Raw genomic sequence first — 22,440 nt, forward strand, 5'->3', positions numbered from 1 at the left:
TTCATCTGTGGAAAACAATAATCACGACCTAAATAACGAGCCCGAACTCCCGGAAGAAAAACCGGGATTTCGGGCTCGGCTGTTCAAACCGCTCATTCTTGCCGCAGCAACAGTAGTGGCAGCCGCCTGCATATGTATTATCATAGCCATGGTGGTCTCTCCTTCGGGAACAGGTGATGCGGCAGGCAAGAGACCGGACAGTCCAGAGCAGAGCCTTGCCGAAAACAGTTCGGCACAGTCCCCTGCCCTTTTCGAGGAACCTGACGAGAATAATCTGAGTAATCTCGTCAAAAGGGCCGATCTGACCCTGATCAACCTTCTCAAAAGCTCTGATATATCCATGAGCGAACTGAAGCTGGAAGACGTTTCCCTGAAGAAATATCAGGGGCATGACTTTCATTTTCAGGAACTGAGCTTTCCCTGCAAGGGAGACAAGAAGGAGTTCATTGACCGCGTACAGGCCGGATTGCTGGATGCGGGCCTTAATGCCACGGTTCACGAAGTATCGGCAGACAGTTGGCTTATCAGCATCAATGGCGTGCCTACGCACAAGTTCTCGCTGCTCACCCCTGCTCCGACAGCACCGGCACCGATTGTAACATCTTCGAATGCCCCGAAAATGGCTATAGTCATAGACGATATGGGCGAAGACCTCAGGCTGGCGGAAGGACTGGCCGCTCTGGAACGCCCGGTCACATTCTCCATCTGGCCGAACAGTTCTCATGTTGGCCGTACGGTAAAGATTGCCCGGAAGCACGGAATTGAAATTATGATTCATCTGCCGATGCAGCCCAAGGGCTACCCCAAGGTCAACCCCGGTTCGGATGCGCTGCTGGTGGGCATGAGTGGCAATAAAATACGCATGACCGTGAACGAAGCCGTAAAAAAAGTCCCCGGTGCCGTTGGTCTCAACAACCACATGGGTTCAAAATTCACTGAAGATTACAAGGGCATGAAAGAGGTCATGGCCGCTCTGAAAAAACACCGGCTTTTCTTTCTGGACAGCAGGACCACTCCGGACAGCGCAGGACCGAAAGCAGCCAGGATAGCAGGAGTCACCCTCTACGAAAGAAATATCTTTCTGGATAATGTAAAAGACGTTTCGGCAATCAAATATCAACTCTCCAAGGCCGCAGAAGTTGCCAGAAAGAAAGGACAATCCATAGCAATAGGACACCCGCACAGGGAAACACTGAAAGCCATCAGGCTATGGATGAAGGAAAACCGCGGCAGAGTAAACATTGTTCCGGTACACATGTTGGTCCCTAAGGGCTGATCATCTTAACGAATTCACTAGCAAAACAGATACAGGATAATATCGAAAACCAGATTTGTGTAATTAAAATAATTTTGTTTCCGTCTTGACTTGAGTGCCAATTTAAGGCCAAATTGTTTCACTAAAAAATTCTTCAGCATAAAGGGTTGCCAGGATGAAAAAAATCCTCCTTTTCCTCGTATTGTTATTCATGGTTGCAGTTCCCGTAATCCATTCCGCCCAGACCTACACCGTTTCAATTTCCCAGATAGTAGAACATCCGTCCCTTGACGCAATGCGTGAAGGCTTCAAGAACCGCCTCAAGGAAGCGGGAATTGATGTCATATACAACGAGCATATTGCCCAGGGAAATCAGGCCACCAATATCCAGATTGCCAACCAGATCAAGGGAGAAAACCCGGATCTGGTTCTGACGATTACAACACCGTCATCTCAGGCTGTGGCCCAGAAAATAAAGGATATTCCCATAGTGTTCACCGGAGTGACGGACCCCGTTGCAGCAGGGTTGGTCAAAAGCCTTATGCAGCCGGGCAAGAACATTACCGGCATGACCGATATGAGCCCGGTTCTGCGGCAGGTGGAGCTTATCAGGGAATTCCTTCCGGAGATTAAAACAATAGGCACAATATACAATTCCGGAGAAGCCAACTCCGTTGTCCTTACAGATCTGCTCAAAAAAGTGTGCAAGGATTTCGGAATCAAGGTGGAAGAAGCTTCCGTAGCCAACTCCAGCGGAGTGTATCAGGCGGCTAAAAGCCTGGTCGGCAAATGTCAGGCCATCTACATCCCGGTGGACAATACGGTTGTCTCCGGACTTGAAGCCGCTATCAAAGTCTGCCGCCAGAACAAGCTTCCTCTTTTTTCCGCAGATACTGATTCAGTCAAGCGCGGAACCGTGGCAGCCCTGGCAGTCGATTATTACCGCATGGGTCTGCAGACAGCCGACATGGCCGCACGAATCCTTTCCAAGAATGCCAAGCCCGCTGAAATGCCGGTTGAAACCCTCCAGAATCTGCGTCTCTTCGTTAACGAAAAAGCAGCGGCTGAAATGGGCGTTGCAATCCCCCGGGAAGTTTTGGACAGGGCAGACAAGATCATCAAGTAAACATTTGCAAAACACGGCAGGAAAAGTTAAAGGCGCAGTACATTCTGCGCCTTTTTTATGTATCCGCACCGGACAGTGCGGATTTCAGGCGCTATCAGCCCGGATATTTCATCAGGCAACGTCCCTTTTTCAGGCGAATCCTCTGGTTCCGGGCTTGCGGACAACCGGGAAAGGGTATTCTCGGAAACAGTCTTTATTGTCTTTTCTCCGACAGGTTGAATATATTTTAATAGCGCACAGAATTTCCCGGAATATTTATTATGATAAGTCTTTATGCATTCATGGGAGCAGTTGAACAGGGAGCTGCATTCGGACTGATGGTCCTTGGTGTCTACCTGACCTTCAGAGTTCTTGATTTTCCTGATCTTACTGTTGACGGAAGCCTTCCTTTGGGAGCGGCGGTCTCAGCTGTAGTCATTACCGGCGGACACAGCCCGATCACAGGCATCTTCCTCGCTGCCGGAGCAGGATTCCTTGCCGGTGCGGTGACCGGTATCCTCAACACAAAATTCAAAATACTGCACCTTCTGGCCTCCATTCTGACCATGATCGCGCTGTATTCCATAAACATCAGAATCATGGGCAGGCCGAACATGACCCTGCTGGGGGCGGATACAATCATAGACCGCTTTATCGAATTCAGCGGACTTGCTCCGCAGTACTCCACCCCGCTGCTGTTCTCCATGATTTCAGGTGCAGCACTTCTTGTACTTATCTGGTTTCTGAAAACATCCTTCGGGCTGGCTGTACTTGCAACCGGTGACAACCCGAAAATGATCACCAGCCTTGGAGTAAACAGGGATATGATGATCATCTTCGGTGTCGGGCTGTCCAACGCACTTGTTGCAGCTTCCGGCGCTTTGGTGGCACAGAATCAGGGGGCTGCCGATGTCAATATGGGGATCGGGACTGTTATTGCAGGGCTGGCGTCCCTGATCATAGGTGAAACTCTTTTCGGCAAAGCCAGTGTTAGCCGGGCAATGCTCTCGGCCCTGCTGGGTTCGGTTGTCTACCGCATAGCCATTGCTCTGGCTCTGGGACTGCGGTTCGGCGACTTCTCCTTCACTCCCAGCGACCTGAATCTCATCACCGCTATCCTTGTGGTTGTCGCCCTGATCTCGCCGCAGATAAAGGCCGGGCTGCTCAAAAGGGGGCATGCATAATGCTTGAAGTAGTAAAAGCCGCCAAGACATTCAATCCCAACAGCGTTAACGAGGTTCAGGCCTTGCGCGGAGTTGATCTGACCGTAAAACCGGGTGAATTCATAACCGTGATCGGATCAAACGGGGCCGGAAAATCCACTTTTCTAAATGCCGTGGCCGGAACCTTTGCCCTGTCCTCCGGCACAATTTCAATCAACGGGACCGATGTAACATCCTGGCCGGAATACAAGAGAGCGATCAATCTGGGACGGGTATTTCAGGACCCGTTGTCCGGAACCTGTGCTACACTGACTATCGAACAGAATATGGCTCTGGCCATGAAACGCGGAAAACCCAGAGGACTCGGCCGGGGAGTCCGCCCTGCGGACAGAAGCCTGTTTCGAGAACAGCTTGCGACCATAGGACTTGGACTGGAAGACAGACTTTCCGACAAGGCTGGACTGTTGTCCGGTGGCCAGAGACAGGCTTTGACCATGCTCATGGCAACAATGACACGGCCGGACATTTTATTGCTGGACGAGCATACAGCCGCGCTGGACCCCAAGACAGGACGCAAAATTCTTGATATAACCGACGCCGTCGTACGCAGGGACAACCTGACTACTCTCATGGTCACCCACAACATGAATCAGGCAATCAGTATGGGCGACCGGCTGATCATGTTCCATCAGGGCATGATCATTCTTGATATTTCCGGAAAGGAAAAGAAGGGACTTAAAATGGAAGATCTGCTTGAGAAATTCTACTCCCTTCAGGGCGAGAGCGTGGCAACGGACAGGATGCTTTTTTCCTGACCTGAGGCTATGCTTCCTTTCCGCTCAGGGCCCCCCTGAAAATGCGATATCCCGCAAAAACAATAGATTCGGAGGACTTAAAAAATGAGCGAACTTACTTTTTCCATCATCAAACCTGATGCAGTCAAGGCCGGAAAAATCGGCGACATCCTTAAAATGATCTCTGATGCCGGACTTACCATCAAGGCTACCAAGATGATCCATATGACCACGGCCCAGGCTGAAGGTTTCTACGCTGTTCACAAGGAACGCCCCTTTTTCGGCGAACTGGTTGAATTCATGACCTCCGGCCCCTGCGTAGTATCCGTCCTCGAAGGCGACAACGCCATTTCGCGTTATCGCGATCTCATGGGTGCTACCAACCCCGCTGACGCGGCAGAAGGAACCATCCGCAAGGCTTTCGGTGCAGGCATCGAAGCCAATGCATGCCACGGTTCCGATGCCCCCGAAACAGCTGCAGTTGAAGTACCCTACTTCTTCAGCAGCATAGAACTGGTGAACTAACATGACAAAAAAAGTTGGATTTATCGGCACAGGAAACATGGGCTCAGCCATCATCAGAGGCTTGTCCAAGGATGAAAACATCAAACTGCTGGGAACCGACCTCAACAGAACTGCACTGCAGTCCCTGGCTGAGGAAACAGGACTCACCATATGTGAGAACGCCCGTGACCTTGCCAGAGAATCCGACTACATCGTGCTGGCGGTAAAACCTCAGCCCGCTCCGGCCGTACTCGAAGCAATCGCAATTGAACTCTCGGAGTCCAAATGCATTATTTCCATCGCGGCCGGCCTCACCGTAGCCAAGCTCAAGGAATTCTGCGAAAACCGCTGTCCGATCGTCCGGGTCATGCCGAACACCCCGGCCATGGTAAATGCCGGTGTATTCGCGGTCTGCCAGGATGACTCTCACCTGAGCGAAGAACAGCGCAGCTTCACGAGTGAACTGTTCACTCCTCTGGGAGATGTCTACGTGCTCGCAGAAAACCTGTTCGACAGCTTCACCGCTGTAATAGGTTCGGGCCCGGCCTACGTATTCTACTTCATTGATGCAATGATAGAATCCGCCGTCGAGCTGGGGCTGCCCCGCCCCATGGCCAGATCAATGGTTGAAAAACTCTTTGAAGGTTCCACAGCCATGGCCCAGAAAACCGGCCAGCACATAGCTCATCTGCGTGAAGTTGTGACCTCGCCTGCGGGTACAACCGTCAAGGCACTGGTTCATCTGGACCGCACAGCCACACGCGGCAACATAATCGACGCAATCCGCAAAAGCTACGAACGCAGCATAGAACTCGGCAAAAAATAAACGCCGATTCTTACATGCATACAAGAAGCCCCCGGAAGTTTTTACTTTCGGGGGCTTTTCCTTAATATTCCCAGAAAGGCGCTTAAGTACACAAACCCGGATATCGTTTTTAAAAGAATGAACTTATCTGGTTTGTTTATTTTTTTTCTTACTCTCAGGCAGGACGTAATGATCCGTCTTCCCTGAAAGCATATCCATCAGCTTGAAAATGCGCTCTTCGCCGTCTTCCCATTTATAAGTATCCAGCTGTCCGGCCACAAGCCCCACCCTGCCTGCTTCAACTCCGTCATGATAAGCTGTTATCTGTGTGTCGGCCAGAAAAACGACTATGTCCCATGACCACCTGCCATAGTACCTGATCGTCCATTCACAGGTGTCGTCTGCGGCTTTTTCCGGAAAAACCGAAGTCTTGATGCCCTGCTTCCGAAACCATTTTTTCAGTGCGGTCCGGTAGGTTTCGCGGGTATCTACATGATCAATTATACATACTTCGTCAGCCTGAAGGATAGCCGGCGCAGGTTCGTTTATTATATCCATTTTCCCGCATCCGCCGATTGCGATTATCGCCATGACGAGCAGAATGCATTTCACCTTGAACACCGGGAACCTCCGTTTTGCAGCCGGACTTCAGACCGGGCACTACTGTCGATTACGACATCCGCAACACGAAATCTGAGGAATTTTTGAAGAGAATTGCAGCAAATTTTCATCTGTCATTCATATGCCCGGGCTGCCGCATGAAAACTAAACCATCACAAAAACAAATTCAACTATTCCGGACAAAAGGTACGGGCCGCACAGCAAAGCTATGCGGCCCATATTTGGGGGTTAGGAGGTTAACGCTTTGTCTGTTTATGAAGACAGTTTTTTTATCAGTGTATTGAGTTCTTCGCACATGTGCACAAGGCTGGTGCTGGCCTGGGTAGCCTCCTGCATCCCTGCGGAAGTCTGGGTAGCTATGCTGGTAATATCGTCCACGGTGCGGTGGATTTCCTCGCTGGTGGCGGATTGCTGCTCCGCGGCTGTGGCAATTGATTGTACCTGATCGGAGGTACTGTTAACTATATCCACGATCTTCTTAAGGGTGTCACCTGAATTCTTGGCAATGCCTGTGGATGTTTCCACGGCCTGTGTCGCCTGTTTCACTCCTTCGATGGAGCGTCTTGCACCGCTCTGAATTGCGTTTATGGCCGAGCCTACTTCATCGGTGGCGGACATGGTTTTTTCCGCCAGCTTGCGGACCTCGTCTGCAACAACGGCAAATCCTCTACCGGCTTCACCTGCCCGGGCCGCTTCAATTGCCGCGTTAAGAGCCAGCAGGTTGGTCTGATCGGCGATATCCTGAATCACATTGATAACACTTCCCACGGATTCGGTCTGCTGGCCCAGTTCATCCATAAAATTTTCAAGATTTTCAGCATACCCGCGGACCATTTCGATGGATTCGATAAGATTATGAACTTCCTGCTGCCCTTCATAGGCATTGTCCTTGGCGGCAACGGCATTGTCGGCGGCACTTACTGCGTTTCTGGCAACTTCCATGGTCGTGCTGTTCATTTCTTCCATGGCTGTTGCCGTTTCCGTTGTCCGTTCCGACTGAAAAGCGGCACCTTTTGCTGCTTCCTCAATCTGTGCGGCAATAACCCCTGCCGAAGAATTGACCTGTTCGGTTATGGTTATGAGATCGGAAGCAACCTGTGCCACTCTTTCAGCATTTTCCTCTATACTCCGCTGGTGCTTCTTGACTTCGGTCAGGTCGAAATAAATGGTCAGCGCACCACTGAGTTTCTTATCCAGATCATAGATGGGTTCAGCGGAGAACTGCAGTTCATGCAAACCGCCGTCACCTTCGAATTTTGTCTCGCCTTCAATGCGGATTCCTTCGCTTACAACCCGGTCAGTCCTGGTCTTGCGGGAATTATCACCATAAATATACCCGCCGATAGTGAGCCCGTAGTAATCTTCGGGCTTACCTTTCTTGCCGGAGATACTGAACAGCCTGCTTCCGAGAAAATCGACTTTGGCTTCGGCATCGCAGGTCATGAACGGATAGGATTTGGCAATGGCATCAAGTACTCCTTCGGCAAATCCCAGCCGGCGTTTCAGCACGTCCACAGCCGTACAGAGTTCGACATTGAGGCTGCCGAGAGTGGAATCATCATGGTCCGGTCTTGATGAATTGAACTTCCCTTTTGTCACCTGTTTTAAGAAGTCGACCGCCATGCGACTGCTCTTTGCAACAGACGAAGAGGCAGCAGCGGCGAGAATTCCTCCGATTACAACGGAAATACCGAAACACACTGCCACAGCCGCCCAGACCGAACTTGCAGGAATCAGATAATTTCCACCCTCTGCGACTTTTGCAGTAACATTCAGTAAAACAAATACACCCGCAGCACCACCAGCGGCAGCAGCTACCACGCTAGTGCCGAGTAACAACTTTACTTTCATCACACTCCCCCTGAACCGGCAGCGAACATTTTTTCACACAGGGATTCTCTGCCGGCCATGTTAAAACATGCAGTTACGAAAACAATTTTTAAAATCATTGATCGTATATGAAAATATTTTTTTCATAAATACTCAAACAACGATGTCAGGTCAATATTTTATGACATTTTTGTTTCGTCAATGTTGTATTTTGAACATTTTTGTTCAGCTAACATGCTGCATTATAAGAGTTTTAGTCCAAGAAAGATTATTCAGAGTCTAAATAATGTATAATCTAATATTTCGTTCAACGTTGAAAAGGAGATTTTCTACAATAAAAATCTGCTGTAACTTCAAATTCCAGCCTAAATTTTATTTTACTGAAAAAAATCGAATATTCCACGGATATAAGCGAACAGTCCACAGTCTGTCCTGAGCAGAACAAAACTCAGTGACACCGTTCTTTTCTTACACATGTCTATTGTTTTTGATCATTCTTGAATAATTTTGAACAAAAATGAAAACCATGGCGAAGAAATCCAAGAATTATCGGCTTGATTGGGAAACAAAAAAATCAGGATGGGTAGAATAAAACAGCACTCTAATACAACAAAAATTAATAATAATTTCATAAGAATAGAAACTTGACGACAGCAAAACATGGATGTAGTACAAAAATCAAATAGGAGGTGTTATGAAAAAAATTTTGCTCGTTGTTTCTATTTATTGTTTAGCCTGTTGCTACGGATGTGTAGGGGAAAAAATCGCTAAAGATAATTTATTTTACTCTCCCAACTCACCTTCGTTAAAAGTTGAATTCAATAATGACATACAATTTGTAGGAAAGGATCACGGAAGCAGTGGGCCTATAATGACCCATACATATTTTTATTCTTCCCCTAAAAAAGACGGTAATGTTGCAGAAGCCTCTTGGGTTGAATTGATGTCTGTAAAGCCGGGCTGGTACCTCAATCCGAAACACATAATAGGAGACAACGTTCCAAACAGCGGCGTTTTTACTAAAAATATTGATAACGACCAATATTATTGCCGAATATTTATAACCAAAACAAATCCCAAAGGATCAATTGAAAGTTTCTACACTGGGCAGGGCATAAACTTACAGAAATACGCCACCGTCCGTTTATGTAACAAAATGATTTCTGATCGACAAAAAGTAACCCTTGGCTATGCCGCCGGAATAAGTCCTGCGGTTATAAATCAAGTTGTAGGAAAAAATTTTGCAGTTAAAGAATTAACTCAAAAGCAAATTGACTACTTCAATAATTTCGATGCAAAAGCAGACAGCAGCCTCTCGTTAAGTAAAGCTGACGAGTAACAGCAAGCAGCCATTTTCCAAAAAACCGGAGTCCTTTTTTGAGGGCTCCGGTTTTTTATGCACTAATATTCACCTTTTCTTAAAGTCCACCCCACGAACAAATAGGTAAAAGGACAGTTCGTGACACAAGATTGGGGGCTTTGTGTTCCACTTCTGAGCGAGAAGCTTTGCAGAGCGGGCCATTGATCCGGATAGATTGTCAGAAAAAATGTGAATATTATGAACAGAGCTATAGCGGACCGGCCTGAAGACATGGTTATTACCATTAGTGACCACCAAGACAGGGGAACTTGAAGATAAGGAGATAGTTGTCGCCCGTATCGCCGAGGCAGCCCAAATAGTGCCTATTAATCAACTCTGCCTAAGCCCTCAGTGCGGCTTTTCCTCCACAGAAGAAGGCAATACGCTGACGGAAAAACAGCAGTGGGCAAAAATACGCTTTATCAAAGATATTGCGGCTGAAATATGGAAATAACCAGACCTTTCAGAGAGGTAAAAATTAACTATCCCCCTCTCCAATGGGATGCCTCCCATGAGGTAGATAAGGTTAAAAAGGTTCATCTATAAAAATTATTTCGTTAAAACATATTACCTGCAGTTAAGACTGTACAGATCTCTACTGAAGTCGAGTTCAGTCATAATGCCCCCGGCTTAGCCGGGGGTCTATGACTTTCCGGGTTTGTAATTATTGAAAGACCGTTTAAACGTTTTATAAGCTATCCATTTAAAACCGCCAGACAAATTTAACAAGCCCCCCAAAAGCGTTACCCAAATCCTGGACCGATAGCTTGCGTCCGTTGTTGCTGTAAAAAGTATAACTTCGTTCATAGACATATTCCGGACCGATTGAAAAAGTCCAATGTTCGTAGGGGGAATAGTCCAGATACAAGCCGAACTTTGATTGGGTCTCTTTTATATAGCCCTCAGATTCATATATTTTATTTGAGCCGGACATGGCTACGGTCATTCCTATGGTCTTCTTTTTGCCGTCATCCATTTTCACCCCGATCATCTTGAGAATTTCGGCAATTGTTTCATGTGATACAGCAAGGACTAATCCCAATTCGATATCACCAAACAATTCATCATTAATCGGACTGACGGCAACGGCTTTGACACCGCTACCCAGAATAGATCCTTTCCATAAATCGAAAGCAAGCCCCCCCTTCAGACCAAGTCCCAATGCCCCCGGAAAATCTTTTTCAAAAGCAGAGGTAGCGGTGCAATCAAGCCAGTATATCCAGTCCTTGTAAAATCTCCCGTTAACCAAATGTGCCTCAAGAGTGAAATCCTGCAAATTTTCAAAAGGAGGATTGGAACTCTCTCCTCCACTGACCTGCTGTGAAATATCTCCCGCATCTTCCCATATGAAATGAGACAGTCCGTAAGACAACTCAAAAATGGAATAGCCGACTTTAATCGTGTTACGTAACACGCTTACCTCCCCCGAGGCACTGGTAAAAGAAGCCGGCAGTATATAATCAGAATCAACTGTAATATATGGTAATTTTCTAAATTTGGAGGGAGCGTCCATTAAAGCATTATCTACAAGACCTACAGGGCCGAACCCTATCCCGGCGGCGGGTTCGGCACACAGAAAAAAGCACAGCATAGCGAGAAGAATACATTTAAAATCTGACATCTATATTTTACGGCTGACATTACGGCCAGCTTCTTTTTTAGCCTTAGTTAAATTTTGCAGCAGTCAGTTTTCCAGTTGATAGCAAGAGTAAATTCGGTACGAAGAAACTGTTTATCCCGGCAAAAATTTAAGCATATATGGTGCATTAAGTAAAAACAATAAACGCAGTGCGGCTTTTCAAAAGTATGCTTCAGCCGGATGAGCCAAACTCATACTATTAAGCAACCAACTCAAGAAACGATAGAAAGATAACGTTGAAACACATTCATAGTTTCCTGATGCCGACAGGTTTTTTATATTTTTATGTAGAAATATAACCAGGAAATAGCTACTGCCACACTTCCGATGACTCCGCCTATGACAATAGCAATGAATCCAAAAGCAACTTCACCTAAATCTCCGAGACAAGGAATTATATCTAGAAATACGCAAACAGGTTTGAAGCCGAGAAAAATACCGACTGCAATCATCAGGACCAACAATCCGCGCATAATCCACAAGCCATGCCGGTTATCCGCCTGTGCTTTTTCAAACAATAATCCGGCAGGGATTTGCCCCCTCCCAATTAGCGCTATTTCCGGGCCATTTTCACATTTATACGGAACCAGAACAGCCCCATGCTGTCGCCCGACAACACTTATAACTCCTGGCTTAACCACAGAAAAGGATACACGCAGATCACCGATCATAGGACTTTCCGGGGATGAGCCAGCGCAGGATTTAATATAGATCACGCCGTCACCCGATATCACTGCAGATTTGAGCGCCGAAGGAATAAAATTTACTCTGTATGGCGTAAAATCCTTCATCTGCTTAACCAGTCCGGCACCGAGAAGAAAAGGTCCCACGTGTACTGCCTGCGAAGTCCGTACCTCACTTTTATACTGCATGACCTTCGGATTTACATGTCCTTGTGTCACCTTGAAAAGGTTTGAATTCTCAGATTCCTCGGACCATTCCTTTTTATATGTGTAAGTTGTGGCTGTTTCAATTTCACCACCTATTTTTTTTGTAGTTTCGGATTCAGAATGTTCCACCCACTGGAACATCTCAACACTGCGCTTCAACCTGAGAACCTTTAAATCAAGTTCAAAAACACTATCCCGCACTGAAGAAACAGGTGTTGCCATAGCACTCAAATAAACAAGTTGTCCCTCATTCTCGGGATTCACCCGCACTGAACCAACGGAAATTACATCCCGGACCCCATCCGCAAGTGCCCTCCTGTTATCCGCTGCATCCCATTCGATTATAAAAACAAGTACTACTCCCAAAAGGACCAAAACCGGTGACAATATTCCCCCCACCACGGCACCCCCCATACGCTCCAGCCATGACGAGGAAGTAACTTCGGTAAATGAGTCATCAGACATTTTGCTCCCCTTACTATTTGCGGAAATAAAACAATAAGCACAGTTATCTATCAACTGATCTAATCTGTGAGCTTTTTACCTTACCATATTGCCACCTTGTTACAATTTACTGCCTTGATAATATCTGCTTTCAATCTTTCTTCGGCATACACTTTCCTTAACTAGCGATCTTGAGTTCCAGAGCAATCAAGGATGTATCCAGACTCTGTATTTAAGGCAAAGCCAGACGACAGAAACATCGTTTCCGGCCTGATTCAAAAGACTCAAACTTTGACTGTCACTGAAGCGTGACTTTTGCTCCTGAATTTCCTCGCTTGTCTTTACTAGAAAATTCTACTTTTCAGAACAATTAATTAATAGGTTCTGAAAAAGCTGTTTTAACAGCTATCCAAAATTTGCAACAAGTCACCAATGAACGATCAATTCTGACTCGAAGTCAGAGATCTTGGATGACACCAACCAAAAAGCCGGAACCGCCCCAAGGCAGTTCCGGCTTTCATCATTCATAGCCCGTTTTATCTAAGCGCAGAAATGAAGCTCCTTACAGGTTCTCACTTCCCGCTCAATTCGCAGTTCAAGCTTCTCATCCTTCGCAACTTCCAGATCATATCGCAGCTGAAGATTCAGCCAGAACTGGGGAGTTGTTTCGAAGAACTTCGCCAGCCTAAGGGCAGTATCAACTGTTATGGCCCGCTGGCCCTTCACAATCTGCCCTATGCGCTGCGCCGGAATGCAAAGAGCTGCAGCCAGCTTGTTGCGGCTTAATTCATACGGCTCCATAAATTCTTCCAGTAAAATCTCACCGGGATGAATGGGGCTGAAATCTGCCATGTTTTCCTCCCTAACTGTGATAGTCAGTAACTTCCACCTGCTGAGCATGGTTGTTCTCCCACACAAAACAGATCCGGTACTGACCGTTAATCCTGATACTGTACTGCCCGGCCCTGTCGCCCTTCAAGGCTTCCAGTCTGTTGCCCGGCGGCACCCTCAAGTCGTTCAAATCATGAGCAGCATCTATCTGCACCAGCTTCCTGTAGGCAACCCGCGCAAGCTGGTTCGGAATAATCTTTGAAAATTCACGATTGAACAGCTTCTCTGTCCCACTATTCTTGAACGACTTGATCATGAACAGAAGATATAACGCCATACGTTACACGTCAAGCGTTACCCATAGCATTATTCCTTCTTCCCCATCACCCGCCTAACAACCGCATTCCGCCTTTCCAGAAGCAAATCAATCCGCTCCCGCTTCTGGTCAGGCGTCAGAGTAAGTGACAAATAAACCTGCCGTATAGCCGTCTCAATCTGCCCTACCGCTCTCCGGAGCGGGTTAAGCCCCTTCCGTTTGGCCAGCAATCTGCGGTTTTCCTCATCCGCCATTAACGCCTTGGCCTTTTCCGGACTCCCTGCCCTGGCATAGGCCATGACCGTGGCGTAAAGCTCGTTGGCCTCATGAACCATGTCGTACAGCTCGGTTAGATAGCGGCTGTGCCTTGCCGGCTTATCGCGATAAAAACTGCTGATCAGCGGCATTTCGTCAAGACGTCTTGAGGGCATTTCAGGAGCATCCACCAGTCTGCGGGTCACAATGTCCGACATGGACAGGACGTACACACCCAGCGTTCCGAAATAGCCGTTAACCAGATGCTCGATACGTTTGGGGCTGGTCCCGGTTTTCTCGCCGACCAGCGCGGCAGTTTCGCTGGTGCGGTGATCGCGCTGCGCTTCCGGCCGGAGCCGCTGCAGCCTCACGGGCACGATGGAACGGCCGGTGAATAAGGACTTGTCCGCCCACTGCTCAATGACCGGGCTGAGAATCTGGGGCATGCCTATGTTGAAGGTCTGGTTGAGCATGAACAGGAGCCGTTCCGCAAACAGATCCCCATGGCCATCAATTGCGTACTCGGTCAGCCGTTCCGGCAGAGTCCCGAAGATAGCCCCCTATCTCGAAAGGCTTGGGCATCCTGAAATGCTGATCCCCGATGAAGAAATGATAATAGTTGTCCCGGTCCCTGTGCTCGAGCTCCTTGAACTCCTCTCTGTCCCGGTTGTTGAGGTAGAGCAGGACGGATGCCAGCGCGACCATTGCTCCCTTGGCTAGAAAGCCCTGCGGATTCTCATAAGCCCCCCGTCCAAGACGCTGCAGGCCGGTCATACGCGCACCGAAGAACGGCACAGTCTCGCACAGAAACCGGACTGCAGGCCAATCGCCGCCCATGGAATAATCCATGATGTCCTTGGCCTCGTATGCGGCTTCCAGATGGGTTCCGCCCTTTGCCTTCACCCCTTCATACAGCCGCGCCCGGGTAGCGTTCTCGAATGAGCTGCCAAGGTCCTGCCAGCGGTCCCATCCGTATTTCATGAACCGGGCAAGCTTCTTGGGAGTATCCAGGATTGAATCCTCGTCAATGCCGTGCTTCCTGATCAGCTTTTCCACCACCAGCTTACCGGCCCCCGGATCATGGCCATATGAATAACCGCCATGGAATGCCGCGCCTGCAGCCATCATCCTGACAGTGTCCGCATCCTTGCGCATGGTCTTGATTGTGCCCTTGAAGGACCCGACGAGCGGCTTGAAAGTCCCTGTCCGGTCCACGCCCCAGGCATGCACGGTATCGCGCACAATGTTCCGGAGCATGAAATCGGGTGTGGAAGTGACGCCGGCAGTCAGCAGCCGCTTGAAGAAACGCGCCGTCTTCATGACCATGTTGTTCCAGCTCTGCAGATGCACGGAAGTCAAAGCCCGGAGCAGTATCAAATCTCCGATGTGAGAATAGACCGGCTTACCGTCCAGCAGGACGTGAACCACATCCCGGACATTCGGTATAGTCAATAAACAGAATATATATAAAAGGGCAAGACGGATACTGTCCTAAAATTTAATATTGATTTTACCAGACAACCTGTGGAGCCCCTCTCCTAAACCAGGTGTTCATATTCCAAAAGCAATTTCATCAACTCATCAAGTTCCAGTCCTCGGGCTATCTCTGACAAGGGAATGTCAAACTGAGGATGTCTTTGATGTACATCGGCACCTCTTTCCAAGAGCAACTTTACCACATCATAACAGTTTTTCCCAACAGCCATAAGCAGCGGGAACGATCCGTTCTTATCATTCGCCTGATTAGGCTCAGCACCGCCAGACAAAAGAAGATCGACTACGGGAGCGTGACCATTCTGCGCGGCCATAAGCAGCGGAAAACCACCATCTAATTTATCGATTTTGTTAGGCTCAGCACCGCCAGACAAAAGAAGATCGACTACGGGAGCGTGACCATTCTGCGCGGACTGAAGCAGCGGGAACGTTCCGGTCTTATCATGCGCCTGATTAGGCTCAGCACCGCCAGACAAAAGAAGATCGACTACGGGAGCGTGACCTTCCTGCGCGGCCATAAGCAACGGGAACGTTCCGGTCTTATCATTCGCCTGATTAGGCTCAGCACCGCCAGACAAAAGAAGATCGACTACGGGAGCGTGACCATTCTGCGCGGACTGAAGCAACGGGAACGTTCCGTTCTTATCATTCGCCTGATTAGGCTCAGCACCGCCAGACAAAAGAAGATCGACTACGGGAGCGTGACCTTCCTGCGCGGCCATAAGCAGCGGAAAACCACCATCTAATTTATCGATTTTGTTAGGCTCAGCACCGCCAGACAAAAGAAGATCGACTACGGGAGCGTGACCTTCCTGCGCGGCCATAAGCAACGGGAACGTTCCGTTCTTATCATTCGCCTGATTAGGCTCAGCACCGCCAGACAAAAGAAGATCGACTACGGGAGCGTGACCATTCTGCGCGGACTGAAGCAGCGGAAAACCACCATCTAATTTATCGATTTTGTTAGGCTCAGCACCGCCAGACAAAAGAAGATCGACTACGGGAGCGTGACCATTCTGCGCGGACTGAAGCAGCGGGAACGTTCCGGTCTTATCATGCGCCTGATTAGGCTCAGCACCGCCAGACAAAAGAAGATCGACTACGGGAGCGTGACCATTCTGCGCGGACATAAGCAGCGGAAAACCACCATCTAATTTATCGATTTTGTTAGGCTCAGCACCGCCAGACAAAAGAAGATCGACTACGGGAGCGTGACCATTCTGCGCAGACTGAAGCAGCGGGAACGTTCCGGTCTTATCATTCGCCTGATTAGGCTCAGCACCGCCAGACAAAAGAAGATCGACTACGGGAGCGTGACCATTCTGCGCGGCCATAAGCAGCGGAAAACCACCATCTAATTTATCGATTTTGTTAGGCTCAGCACCGCCAGACAAAAGAAGATCGACTACGGGAGCGTGACCATTCTGCGCAGACTGAAGCAGCGGGAACGTTCCGGTCTTATCATTCGCCTGATTAGGCTCAGCACCGCCAGACAAAAGAAGATCGACTACGGGAGCGTGACCATTCTGCGCGGCCATAAGCAGCGGAAAACCACCATCTAATTTATCGATTTTGTTAGGCTCAGCACCGCCAGACAAAAGAAGATCGACTACGGGAGCGTGACCATTCTGCGCGGCCATAAGCAGCGGAAAACCACCATCTAATTTATCGATTTTGTTAGGCTCAGCACCGCCAGACAAAAGAAGATCGACTACGGGAGCGTGACCTTCCTGCGCGGCCATAAGCAACGGAAACGATCCGGTCTTATCATTCGCCTGATTAGGCTCAGCACCGCCAGACAAAAGAAGATCGACTACGGGAGCGTGACCATTCTGCGCGGACTGAAGCAGCGGGAACGTTCCGTTCTTATCATTCGCCTGATTAGGCTCAGCACCGCCAGACAAAAGAAGATCGACTACGGGAGCGTGACCTTCCTGCGCGGACTGAAGCAGCGGGAACGTTCCGTTCTTATCATTCGCCTGATTAGGCTCAGCACCGCCCGACAAAAGAAGATCGACTACGGGAGCGTGACCTTCCTGCGCGGCCATAAGCAGCGGGAACGTTCCGGTCTTATCATTCGCTTGATCAACGGATGCTCCATGCTCAAGACAAAACCGCAAGGCATTAAAAATTCCTTGCTCTGCGGCGTAGATGGTAAAGAAATGAATCTGCTCGTCTGACAATTCCACTTTGCCTTCAGAATAAAATTCACACAACCTGGAAAATTTCGAGTCTGGAGAAAGAAAAAGTAGCAGCAAAAACAGACGATCATTCATCTGCCTTTCTTCTGTATACTGATTTAAGACGGTCCAGAATTTTTCCTTCCACTCTTGGTCAGATGTCTGCCGGTTCTCAACCTGCTGCTGGTGAAGAGCAAGGAGGACCAGAACATTGTAGTCAGACAACCCCTCTGGCAGATATTTCCCGGAAAATAAAAATGACATTGAAGGATGATCCGGGAAATCCATTGCCGCCCGCACCATAAAATCCACGAACACGCCGGGATTACTACTTACGGCACAGGCAAGCAGTTTAGCGGAGTTCACAGCGGGAACAAAATTTAATCCGCGAGGACGGCCCAATTCTTCCAGTACAAAAAGCTCACCTACAAGATCAGGCTCCCACGGGGACAAAATAGTGGAGTTGGAACATTCCAAAGCATCAGACAACCTGCTGTCTTTGTATATATAAGTCTTGCCATTTCCCAAAAAATCTATGCAGTCAGGGAAATCATCAGTCAGCGAAACACCTCCGGCCATAGTTGCAAAAGCCAGCAGTTGGCGAACTGATTCCTGATTCTCTTTGTCATCTACTTTTAAATATTTCTCTTTCTCAAAATCGACATAGGCCTTAACAACCTTATACAGAGAATCAAGAACATAACCATGGTTCAATCCAGTGCAATAGGCATAAAGCGCGGCATAAAGAGGTGTCATCAGTTTCGGATCAACATCGCCACCGTCTTTCCCTCGCCGTACAAGTTTTGTAAAATTTTCAATATGCTTCTCAACATCCGTGGATAACTCAAAATAATCAAATATACTTCGAACCCCTGCTTCCGAAAAATGCGGAATGACGACCACAGGGGGAGTGTTCAAAGTGTTTTTCAATTCCTTTTCGGCTTCGCTGCTGAGAGATTCAAACCAATTAGGATTATTAAAATATTTATCATCCAACAATCCCCCCTTCTTATCAACAAGAGGAGCACTGCGCTCCAGCAGCAACACACGCACCTTGAACTTGAATGTTTGCGTTTTTCTACTTATCTTTTTCAGAATTACCTTAATGTAATCTACTCTTGATGCGACATAATCCACAATAATCAGGGTATTGCTTGTGGGGACCCATCCATTCCATGGAGTGGATTCGTGATCGATAATAAACCCAATTTTCCATGAAAGACTTCGCTCTCCATGACACAACTCAAGCGCAAAACGACTCTTACCCCGACCAGCGGAACCAACAATCGTCATCCATCTGAAAGGAGAACTATCATCCAGAAAATCGTCTACAGTCTTAAATGTCTCCTTCAACGTATCAATCTGAAAAGGGATCATGCGCGACTCGAAATTCAAAACACTGCTGTCCCCTTCCTTAACTTGCGGGACATACAGTGGAGCAGCAACAACCTGATCCAATACAGCCATGATTTTTTCGTTCTGTTCCCTGAGCAGCTCGGTTTCGTCCTTTATCGCGGCAAGCTCAACAAGCAGAACATCAAGATGCTCTTTGGCTATACATTGGTATTGCTCACTGGTTATTGCTTCCGGAGCGTCCTTTTTAACATCATCCGCAGCCAGCCTGGCGATGACCAGAAGTATTTTTCTGATCAGATCCTGCCTCGGAACTTTTGTAATAACTTTTATGCTGGCCCTAGTCGCAATTGCATCGACTCCCATCTTCAGTAACGGAAAAATCAGTTTCTTAAGAGCAATCGAAACAATAATTGGGGGAAAGGGAAGAAACTGACAGATGGTATCTGCCAATTTCTTTTCATTTTCATCTGTCTGAAGCTGTTCAATAAGCAGGCCGCCAGCGGAATTGTTTTCCAGAATTATCCGGAGCAATTCTTCTACGGTCAGACCATCTAAAAGATTTCCGTCAGTAATAGGATTAGCGGTATTCACAACTCCCCCATGCAATGGTAAAAATAATAGTTATTCAATAATACACACAACCACCTGAAAGCAAGGCCTTTCTTATTCACACCAACCATGACCCGCCCGCATCCACCAGCACATTGTTTACTGAAAGATATCCGGTGAAATGCTGATAGGTGGACCAGGTTATCCAGCACAGAAACGCTGTCATGGTCGGTCTGGTAATGCCGCGCACGAAATCGGCCACCACAAGCAGGAAATCAGCCCAGCTCTTTTCTTTGCCCCGTGAGTAGGTGGCAGCGTCATGCAGGAGCGACTGCTGGTAATTCTGCCCGTCAATAATGGTTTCGGTCATGGCCCGGTCTTCCCGGGCCTGCTGGACCTTCACATCGCCTTCGGCCCGGAGCCGCTCGATCTCCTTATCCGCCATAAGCATTTCCTGCTCATGCTGGAGCTTGAGCGTCTTGCGCTTCTGCCATTCTGAAATCCAGCTGGAAATTCCACCGAAAATGTTCTGGGCAATGGTAGCCACGCCACCGGTACCGATACCAAGCAGCGAAGAGCCCACCAGATCAAACAAAGAAGCATCAGCCATAATCAAGCCTCCCGTATATTCAGCAGCAGTTCCCGGCCGAGGGCGGCATTCAGGAATCTGCGAAATGTCGGTTTGGAATTGCCCACGGCCAGATGGCCCCAGATCTCGCAGACAACAGACCCAAGCAGCACACAGCCCAGCGAATTGGTGCGGTAGCCGAGAGCCTTGTCGCCGGCCACGTTGCCCCAGTGGACCTGAACGGCACTGCGGCCCGGCACATTGCGGAACTGGTAGACGAAGCTGTTCCAGTGATCGGACCAGCGGCGGAAAAGGAAATAGGGCCCCGGCGGAATGCAGGAAACAGAGTCCTGATTCTCCCGCCATGGCAGCTCAATGGAAAAGCACCGGAAGTCCGCTTCCGGAATGGTCAGCACGCCGATGGTGCCCTGATCGGTATACGGACGGCGCATAAGGGTCGCATCAAGAGGTGTAAATCTGCGCATCACTTCACCACCCTGGAGAAATGTTCCCAGATGGCCATGCCGATGAATACGATCCCGGCAGTGGCGGTCATCTTGAAAACCATGCACCAGAAGGCGCGGCGGCCTTCAAGCATGACGCCCACGGCTTTGTGGTGTTCGCGCATCTTCTCGATGCCCTTGGCGTGTTCGCCGTCACCGATATCACGCACCATGCCCATGAAATGGCCGACCGCCTTGGCAGCATCCGGCTCCAGACAGCAGAAAGCATTGCCAGTCTGCTGCAGGCCGATGGCAATGCCCTCAGCCACAGCGGCAGTGATCTCTTTTCGAAGTTGCGGATTCAGAACCGATTCACCCACAGCAGACTCCCTGATGGCCGTCCATGCCATTACCGAAAGACACGGACGACCGGCGAGGTTATAAAGGCGAAAACAAAGCCTCCATACTTACGGGAATCTGTAACACGGGGTTTTCAGGTGAGGACGCGGGAGATCGTCCCGGATCGGCTGAGATCAGCGGGGAGGGGGTTGACAGGGATAATTATTCAGCTGTTTTTTATTGCTCTTATGGCAAATTTACCATAATCTGGATTTATGAGTTTGAATCAACGTCAACTGTTCTGGGTCGGGACAAGTAAAAAAGACCTGTTAAGCCAAGCCGTTGAAGTCAGGCAATGTGTCGGATACGCCTTGCACACAGTGCAGAATGGAGGAATTCCAGAGAATTCCAAACCATTCAAGCAAGGCGGATCAGGAGTCATGGAAATAGTAGTCAACCACGACACGGACACATATCGGACAATGTATGTGGCAAAATTGCAGAAAGGCATATACATTCTGCACTCGTTCCAAAAGAAATCCAAAACAGGTAAAGCCACACCAAAATCTGACATTGAAAAAATACAGGCTAGGTATAGAGAGGCTTTAAAAGCTGATAATGAATAATAAGGAGGTATTTCTATGACTATAGAAGCAGGATCAGGTAACGTTTTTGAAGATCTTGGTCTGGAAAGACCGGATGAGTTGGCTTACAAATCTAATATAGTTATGGAAATCCAAAAAGCTATCAAAATTCGCGGCATAACCCAGACAAAAGCTGCAGAAATCTGTGGCACAGATCAGCCCACTCTATCTAAAATTCTGAATGGCAACATAGCTCTTGCAACGACCGACAGACTCTTCAGTTGGCTGGTAAGACTTGGATACATGGTGAAAATCACCATTGAACCCTCAATCTCTTCCGGCAATATTCAGGTTTGTTCCTGCAGATAATGCTATGCAAGACAAACACTTGGGATCATCATTTGATAACTCAGAAATAAGGTACTGTCTGATCTTTCTTATTGAGGAGGTCAAACAATGAGTGATCTGAGCTTTGAATCATTCAAGAAGGAAGCCCTTAGCGACCCTAAAACCCGTGAAGAGTATGAAGCACTGACTCCGATCTGGGAACTGAGGCGGAAGCTTATAAGGCTGAGAACGGAAAAGGGAGTTACTCAGGAAGAGCTTGCCAAGCTCATGGGTACCAATAAAGCCAATATCTCACGCCTTGAGTGCGGAGAGAATGCACCATATCCGACCTTCAAAACTATTGCCAACTACGCCAAGGCTCTGGGATACAAAGTATCTATCGATTTTGACCCGCAGTAATAAAAAACACCCCGCCAACCAAGCGGGGTGCTTTATACAGCATTTCGGACCGACATTTATTTTAGAACCACACACTTTTATATCAATTATGACACTTATAAATTTCAACGAAGCCTTTCCAGAACCGACTCCCGCCCAGCTGCTGCGCGGAGCCAGAACCCGCGAAGGTCTGACTCAGGCAGAACTTGCGGATGCACTCGGTATTCACAAGAACAATGTTTCTGAGATGGAACGAGGCGTGCGGAACATCAGCGTGGATATGGCCAAGCGGCTGGCTGATGTATTGAACACTTCTTACAGGCACTTTTTATAAAAAAAACACCCCGCCAACCAAGCGGGGTGCTTCATTTCAAATCCTACTCCACGCC

Annotated in this window: 24 protein-coding genes; 12 read left to right on the top strand and 12 right to left on the bottom strand. The window is 48.4% G+C overall.

All coding sequences use genetic code 11. From position 1 onward, the window contains the following. Positions 1–7: 7 nt before the first annotated feature. From ACKU4E_RS04605 to proC, 6 genes are all read left to right on the top strand, one after another. Positions 8–1,276 (top strand): divergent polysaccharide deacetylase family protein, encoded by a 1,269-nt coding sequence (locus ACKU4E_RS04605; RefSeq protein WP_320169910.1) that lies wholly within the window; start codon positions 8–10, stop codon positions 1,274–1,276. Between the two features lie 154 nt (positions 1,277–1,430). Continuing rightward, positions 1,431–2,381 carry an ABC transporter substrate-binding protein gene (locus tag ACKU4E_RS04610; RefSeq protein WP_320169911.1) on the top strand — a complete coding sequence of 317 codons (951 nt, stop codon included), beginning with the start codon at positions 1,431–1,433 and terminating at the stop codon, positions 2,379–2,381. A gap of 260 nt (positions 2,382–2,641) precedes the next feature. Beyond that, positions 2,642–3,544: an ABC transporter permease gene (locus tag ACKU4E_RS04615; RefSeq protein ID WP_407944108.1), complete on the top strand. Its 903-nt coding sequence runs from the start codon at positions 2,642–2,644 to the stop codon at positions 3,542–3,544. Next, a complete protein-coding gene (locus ACKU4E_RS04620; RefSeq protein ID WP_320169912.1) occupies positions 3,544–4,338 on the top strand; it encodes an ATP-binding cassette domain-containing protein in 795 nt (264 codons plus the stop codon). Before ACKU4E_RS04615 ends, ACKU4E_RS04620 begins: the two co-directional genes overlap by 1 nt. A gap of 84 nt (positions 4,339–4,422) precedes the next feature. Continuing rightward, positions 4,423–4,842 carry a nucleoside-diphosphate kinase gene (gene ndk / locus ACKU4E_RS04625; RefSeq protein ID WP_320169913.1) on the top strand — a complete coding sequence of 140 codons (420 nt, stop codon included), beginning with the start codon at positions 4,423–4,425 and terminating at the stop codon, positions 4,840–4,842. A gap of 1 nt (position 4,843) precedes the next feature. Beyond that, positions 4,844–5,647 (top strand): pyrroline-5-carboxylate reductase, encoded by an 804-nt coding sequence (gene proC, locus ACKU4E_RS04630; protein ID WP_320169914.1) that lies wholly within the window; start codon positions 4,844–4,846, stop codon positions 5,645–5,647. Positions 5,648–5,770: 123 nt separating this feature from the next. Here proC and ACKU4E_RS04635 read toward each other — a convergent pair whose 3' ends face one another. Together ACKU4E_RS04635 and ACKU4E_RS04640 are read right to left on the bottom strand one after the other, a co-directional pair. Beyond that, positions 5,771–6,247 carry an Sbal_3080 family lipoprotein gene (locus ACKU4E_RS04635; protein WP_320169915.1) on the bottom strand — a complete coding sequence of 159 codons (477 nt, stop codon included), beginning with the start codon at positions 6,245–6,247 and terminating at the stop codon, positions 5,771–5,773. Positions 6,248–6,499: 252 nt separating this feature from the next. After that, positions 6,500–8,098: a methyl-accepting chemotaxis protein gene (locus tag ACKU4E_RS04640; RefSeq protein ID WP_320169916.1), complete on the bottom strand. Its 1,599-nt coding sequence runs from the start codon at positions 8,096–8,098 to the stop codon at positions 6,500–6,502. Between the two features lie 673 nt (positions 8,099–8,771). Between ACKU4E_RS04640 and ACKU4E_RS04645 the strand changes: the two genes are divergently transcribed. Together ACKU4E_RS04645 and ACKU4E_RS04650 are read left to right on the top strand one after the other, a co-directional pair. Further along, entirely contained in the window at positions 8,772–9,416 is a 645-nt protein-coding gene (locus ACKU4E_RS04645) for a hypothetical protein (RefSeq protein WP_320169917.1), read from the top strand. A 268-nt stretch (positions 9,417–9,684) separates the two neighbouring features. After that, on the top strand, positions 9,685–9,891 hold the full coding sequence (locus ACKU4E_RS04650; RefSeq protein WP_320169918.1) for a hypothetical protein: 207 nt from the start codon (positions 9,685–9,687) through the stop codon (positions 9,889–9,891). 249 nt (positions 9,892–10,140) lie between these two features. Here the strand turns inward: ACKU4E_RS04650 and ACKU4E_RS04655 are convergent, their stop codons facing one another. From ACKU4E_RS04655 to ACKU4E_RS04700, 10 genes are all read right to left on the bottom strand, one after another. Then, complete coding sequence (locus tag ACKU4E_RS04655; RefSeq protein WP_320169919.1) at positions 10,141–11,058, bottom strand: hypothetical protein; 918 nt, start codon at positions 11,056–11,058, stop codon at positions 10,141–10,143. A gap of 293 nt (positions 11,059–11,351) precedes the next feature. Continuing rightward, the gene (locus ACKU4E_RS04660; RefSeq protein ID WP_320169920.1) at positions 11,352–12,431 is read right to left on the bottom strand and encodes a TMEM43 family protein; all 1,080 of its coding nucleotides are present in this window, start codon (positions 12,429–12,431) and stop codon (positions 11,352–11,354) included. A 519-nt stretch (positions 12,432–12,950) separates the two neighbouring features. Continuing rightward, positions 12,951–13,262 carry a HigA family addiction module antitoxin gene (locus tag ACKU4E_RS04665; protein WP_320169921.1) on the bottom strand — a complete coding sequence of 104 codons (312 nt, stop codon included), beginning with the start codon at positions 13,260–13,262 and terminating at the stop codon, positions 12,951–12,953. A gap of 10 nt (positions 13,263–13,272) precedes the next feature. Next, positions 13,273–13,557, bottom strand: coding sequence for a type II toxin-antitoxin system RelE/ParE family toxin (locus tag ACKU4E_RS04670; RefSeq protein WP_320172616.1), 285 nt, complete (start codon positions 13,555–13,557; stop codon positions 13,273–13,275). 50 nt (positions 13,558–13,607) lie between these two features. Beyond that, positions 13,608–14,366 carry an LPD38 domain-containing protein gene (locus tag ACKU4E_RS04675; RefSeq protein WP_320172617.1) on the bottom strand — a complete coding sequence of 253 codons (759 nt, stop codon included), beginning with the start codon at positions 14,364–14,366 and terminating at the stop codon, positions 13,608–13,610. Then, complete coding sequence (locus ACKU4E_RS04680) at positions 14,323–15,240, bottom strand: LPD38 domain-containing protein (protein ID WP_320169922.1); 918 nt, start codon at positions 15,238–15,240, stop codon at positions 14,323–14,325. Before ACKU4E_RS04680 ends, ACKU4E_RS04675 begins: the two co-directional genes overlap by 44 nt. A 110-nt stretch (positions 15,241–15,350) precedes the next feature. Beyond that, the gene (locus ACKU4E_RS04685; RefSeq protein ID WP_320169923.1) at positions 15,351–19,433 is read right to left on the bottom strand and encodes an ankyrin repeat domain-containing protein; all 4,083 of its coding nucleotides are present in this window, start codon (positions 19,431–19,433) and stop codon (positions 15,351–15,353) included. Between the two features lie 76 nt (positions 19,434–19,509). Continuing rightward, a complete protein-coding gene (locus tag ACKU4E_RS04690) occupies positions 19,510–20,001 on the bottom strand; it encodes a hypothetical protein (RefSeq protein WP_320169924.1) in 492 nt (163 codons plus the stop codon). 2 nt (positions 20,002–20,003) lie between these two features. Then, a complete protein-coding gene (locus ACKU4E_RS04695; protein ID WP_320169925.1) occupies positions 20,004–20,444 on the bottom strand; it encodes a DUF5675 family protein in 441 nt (146 codons plus the stop codon). Continuing rightward, a complete protein-coding gene (locus ACKU4E_RS04700) occupies positions 20,444–20,782 on the bottom strand; it encodes a hypothetical protein (RefSeq protein WP_320169926.1) in 339 nt (112 codons plus the stop codon). The genes ACKU4E_RS04695 and ACKU4E_RS04700 overlap by 1 nt, the downstream gene beginning before the upstream one ends. A 240-nt stretch (positions 20,783–21,022) precedes the next feature. Between ACKU4E_RS04700 and ACKU4E_RS04705 the strand changes: the two genes are divergently transcribed. The 4 genes from ACKU4E_RS04705 to ACKU4E_RS04720 all read left to right on the top strand — a co-directional run bounded on the left by ACKU4E_RS04705 (position 21,023) and on the right by ACKU4E_RS04720 (position 22,385). After that, positions 21,023–21,367, top strand: coding sequence for a type II toxin-antitoxin system RelE/ParE family toxin (locus tag ACKU4E_RS04705; RefSeq protein WP_320169927.1), 345 nt, complete (start codon positions 21,023–21,025; stop codon positions 21,365–21,367). Between the two features lie 15 nt (positions 21,368–21,382). Then, positions 21,383–21,694 (top strand): helix-turn-helix transcriptional regulator, encoded by a 312-nt coding sequence (locus ACKU4E_RS04710; RefSeq protein WP_320169928.1) that lies wholly within the window; start codon positions 21,383–21,385, stop codon positions 21,692–21,694. Positions 21,695–21,781: 87 nt separating this feature from the next. Continuing rightward, positions 21,782–22,072: a helix-turn-helix transcriptional regulator gene (locus ACKU4E_RS04715; protein ID WP_320169929.1), complete on the top strand. Its 291-nt coding sequence runs from the start codon at positions 21,782–21,784 to the stop codon at positions 22,070–22,072. An 88-nt stretch (positions 22,073–22,160) separates the two neighbouring features. Beyond that, positions 22,161–22,385, top strand: a complete 225-nt coding sequence (locus ACKU4E_RS04720; protein ID WP_320169930.1) for a helix-turn-helix transcriptional regulator — start codon at positions 22,161–22,163, stop codon at positions 22,383–22,385. The last annotated feature ends 55 nt before the right edge of the window (positions 22,386–22,440 follow it).

The sequence above is a fragment of the Maridesulfovibrio sp. genome, assembly GCF_963677005.1.
Classification (GTDB): domain Bacteria; phylum Desulfobacterota; class Desulfovibrionia; order Desulfovibrionales; family Desulfovibrionaceae; genus Maridesulfovibrio.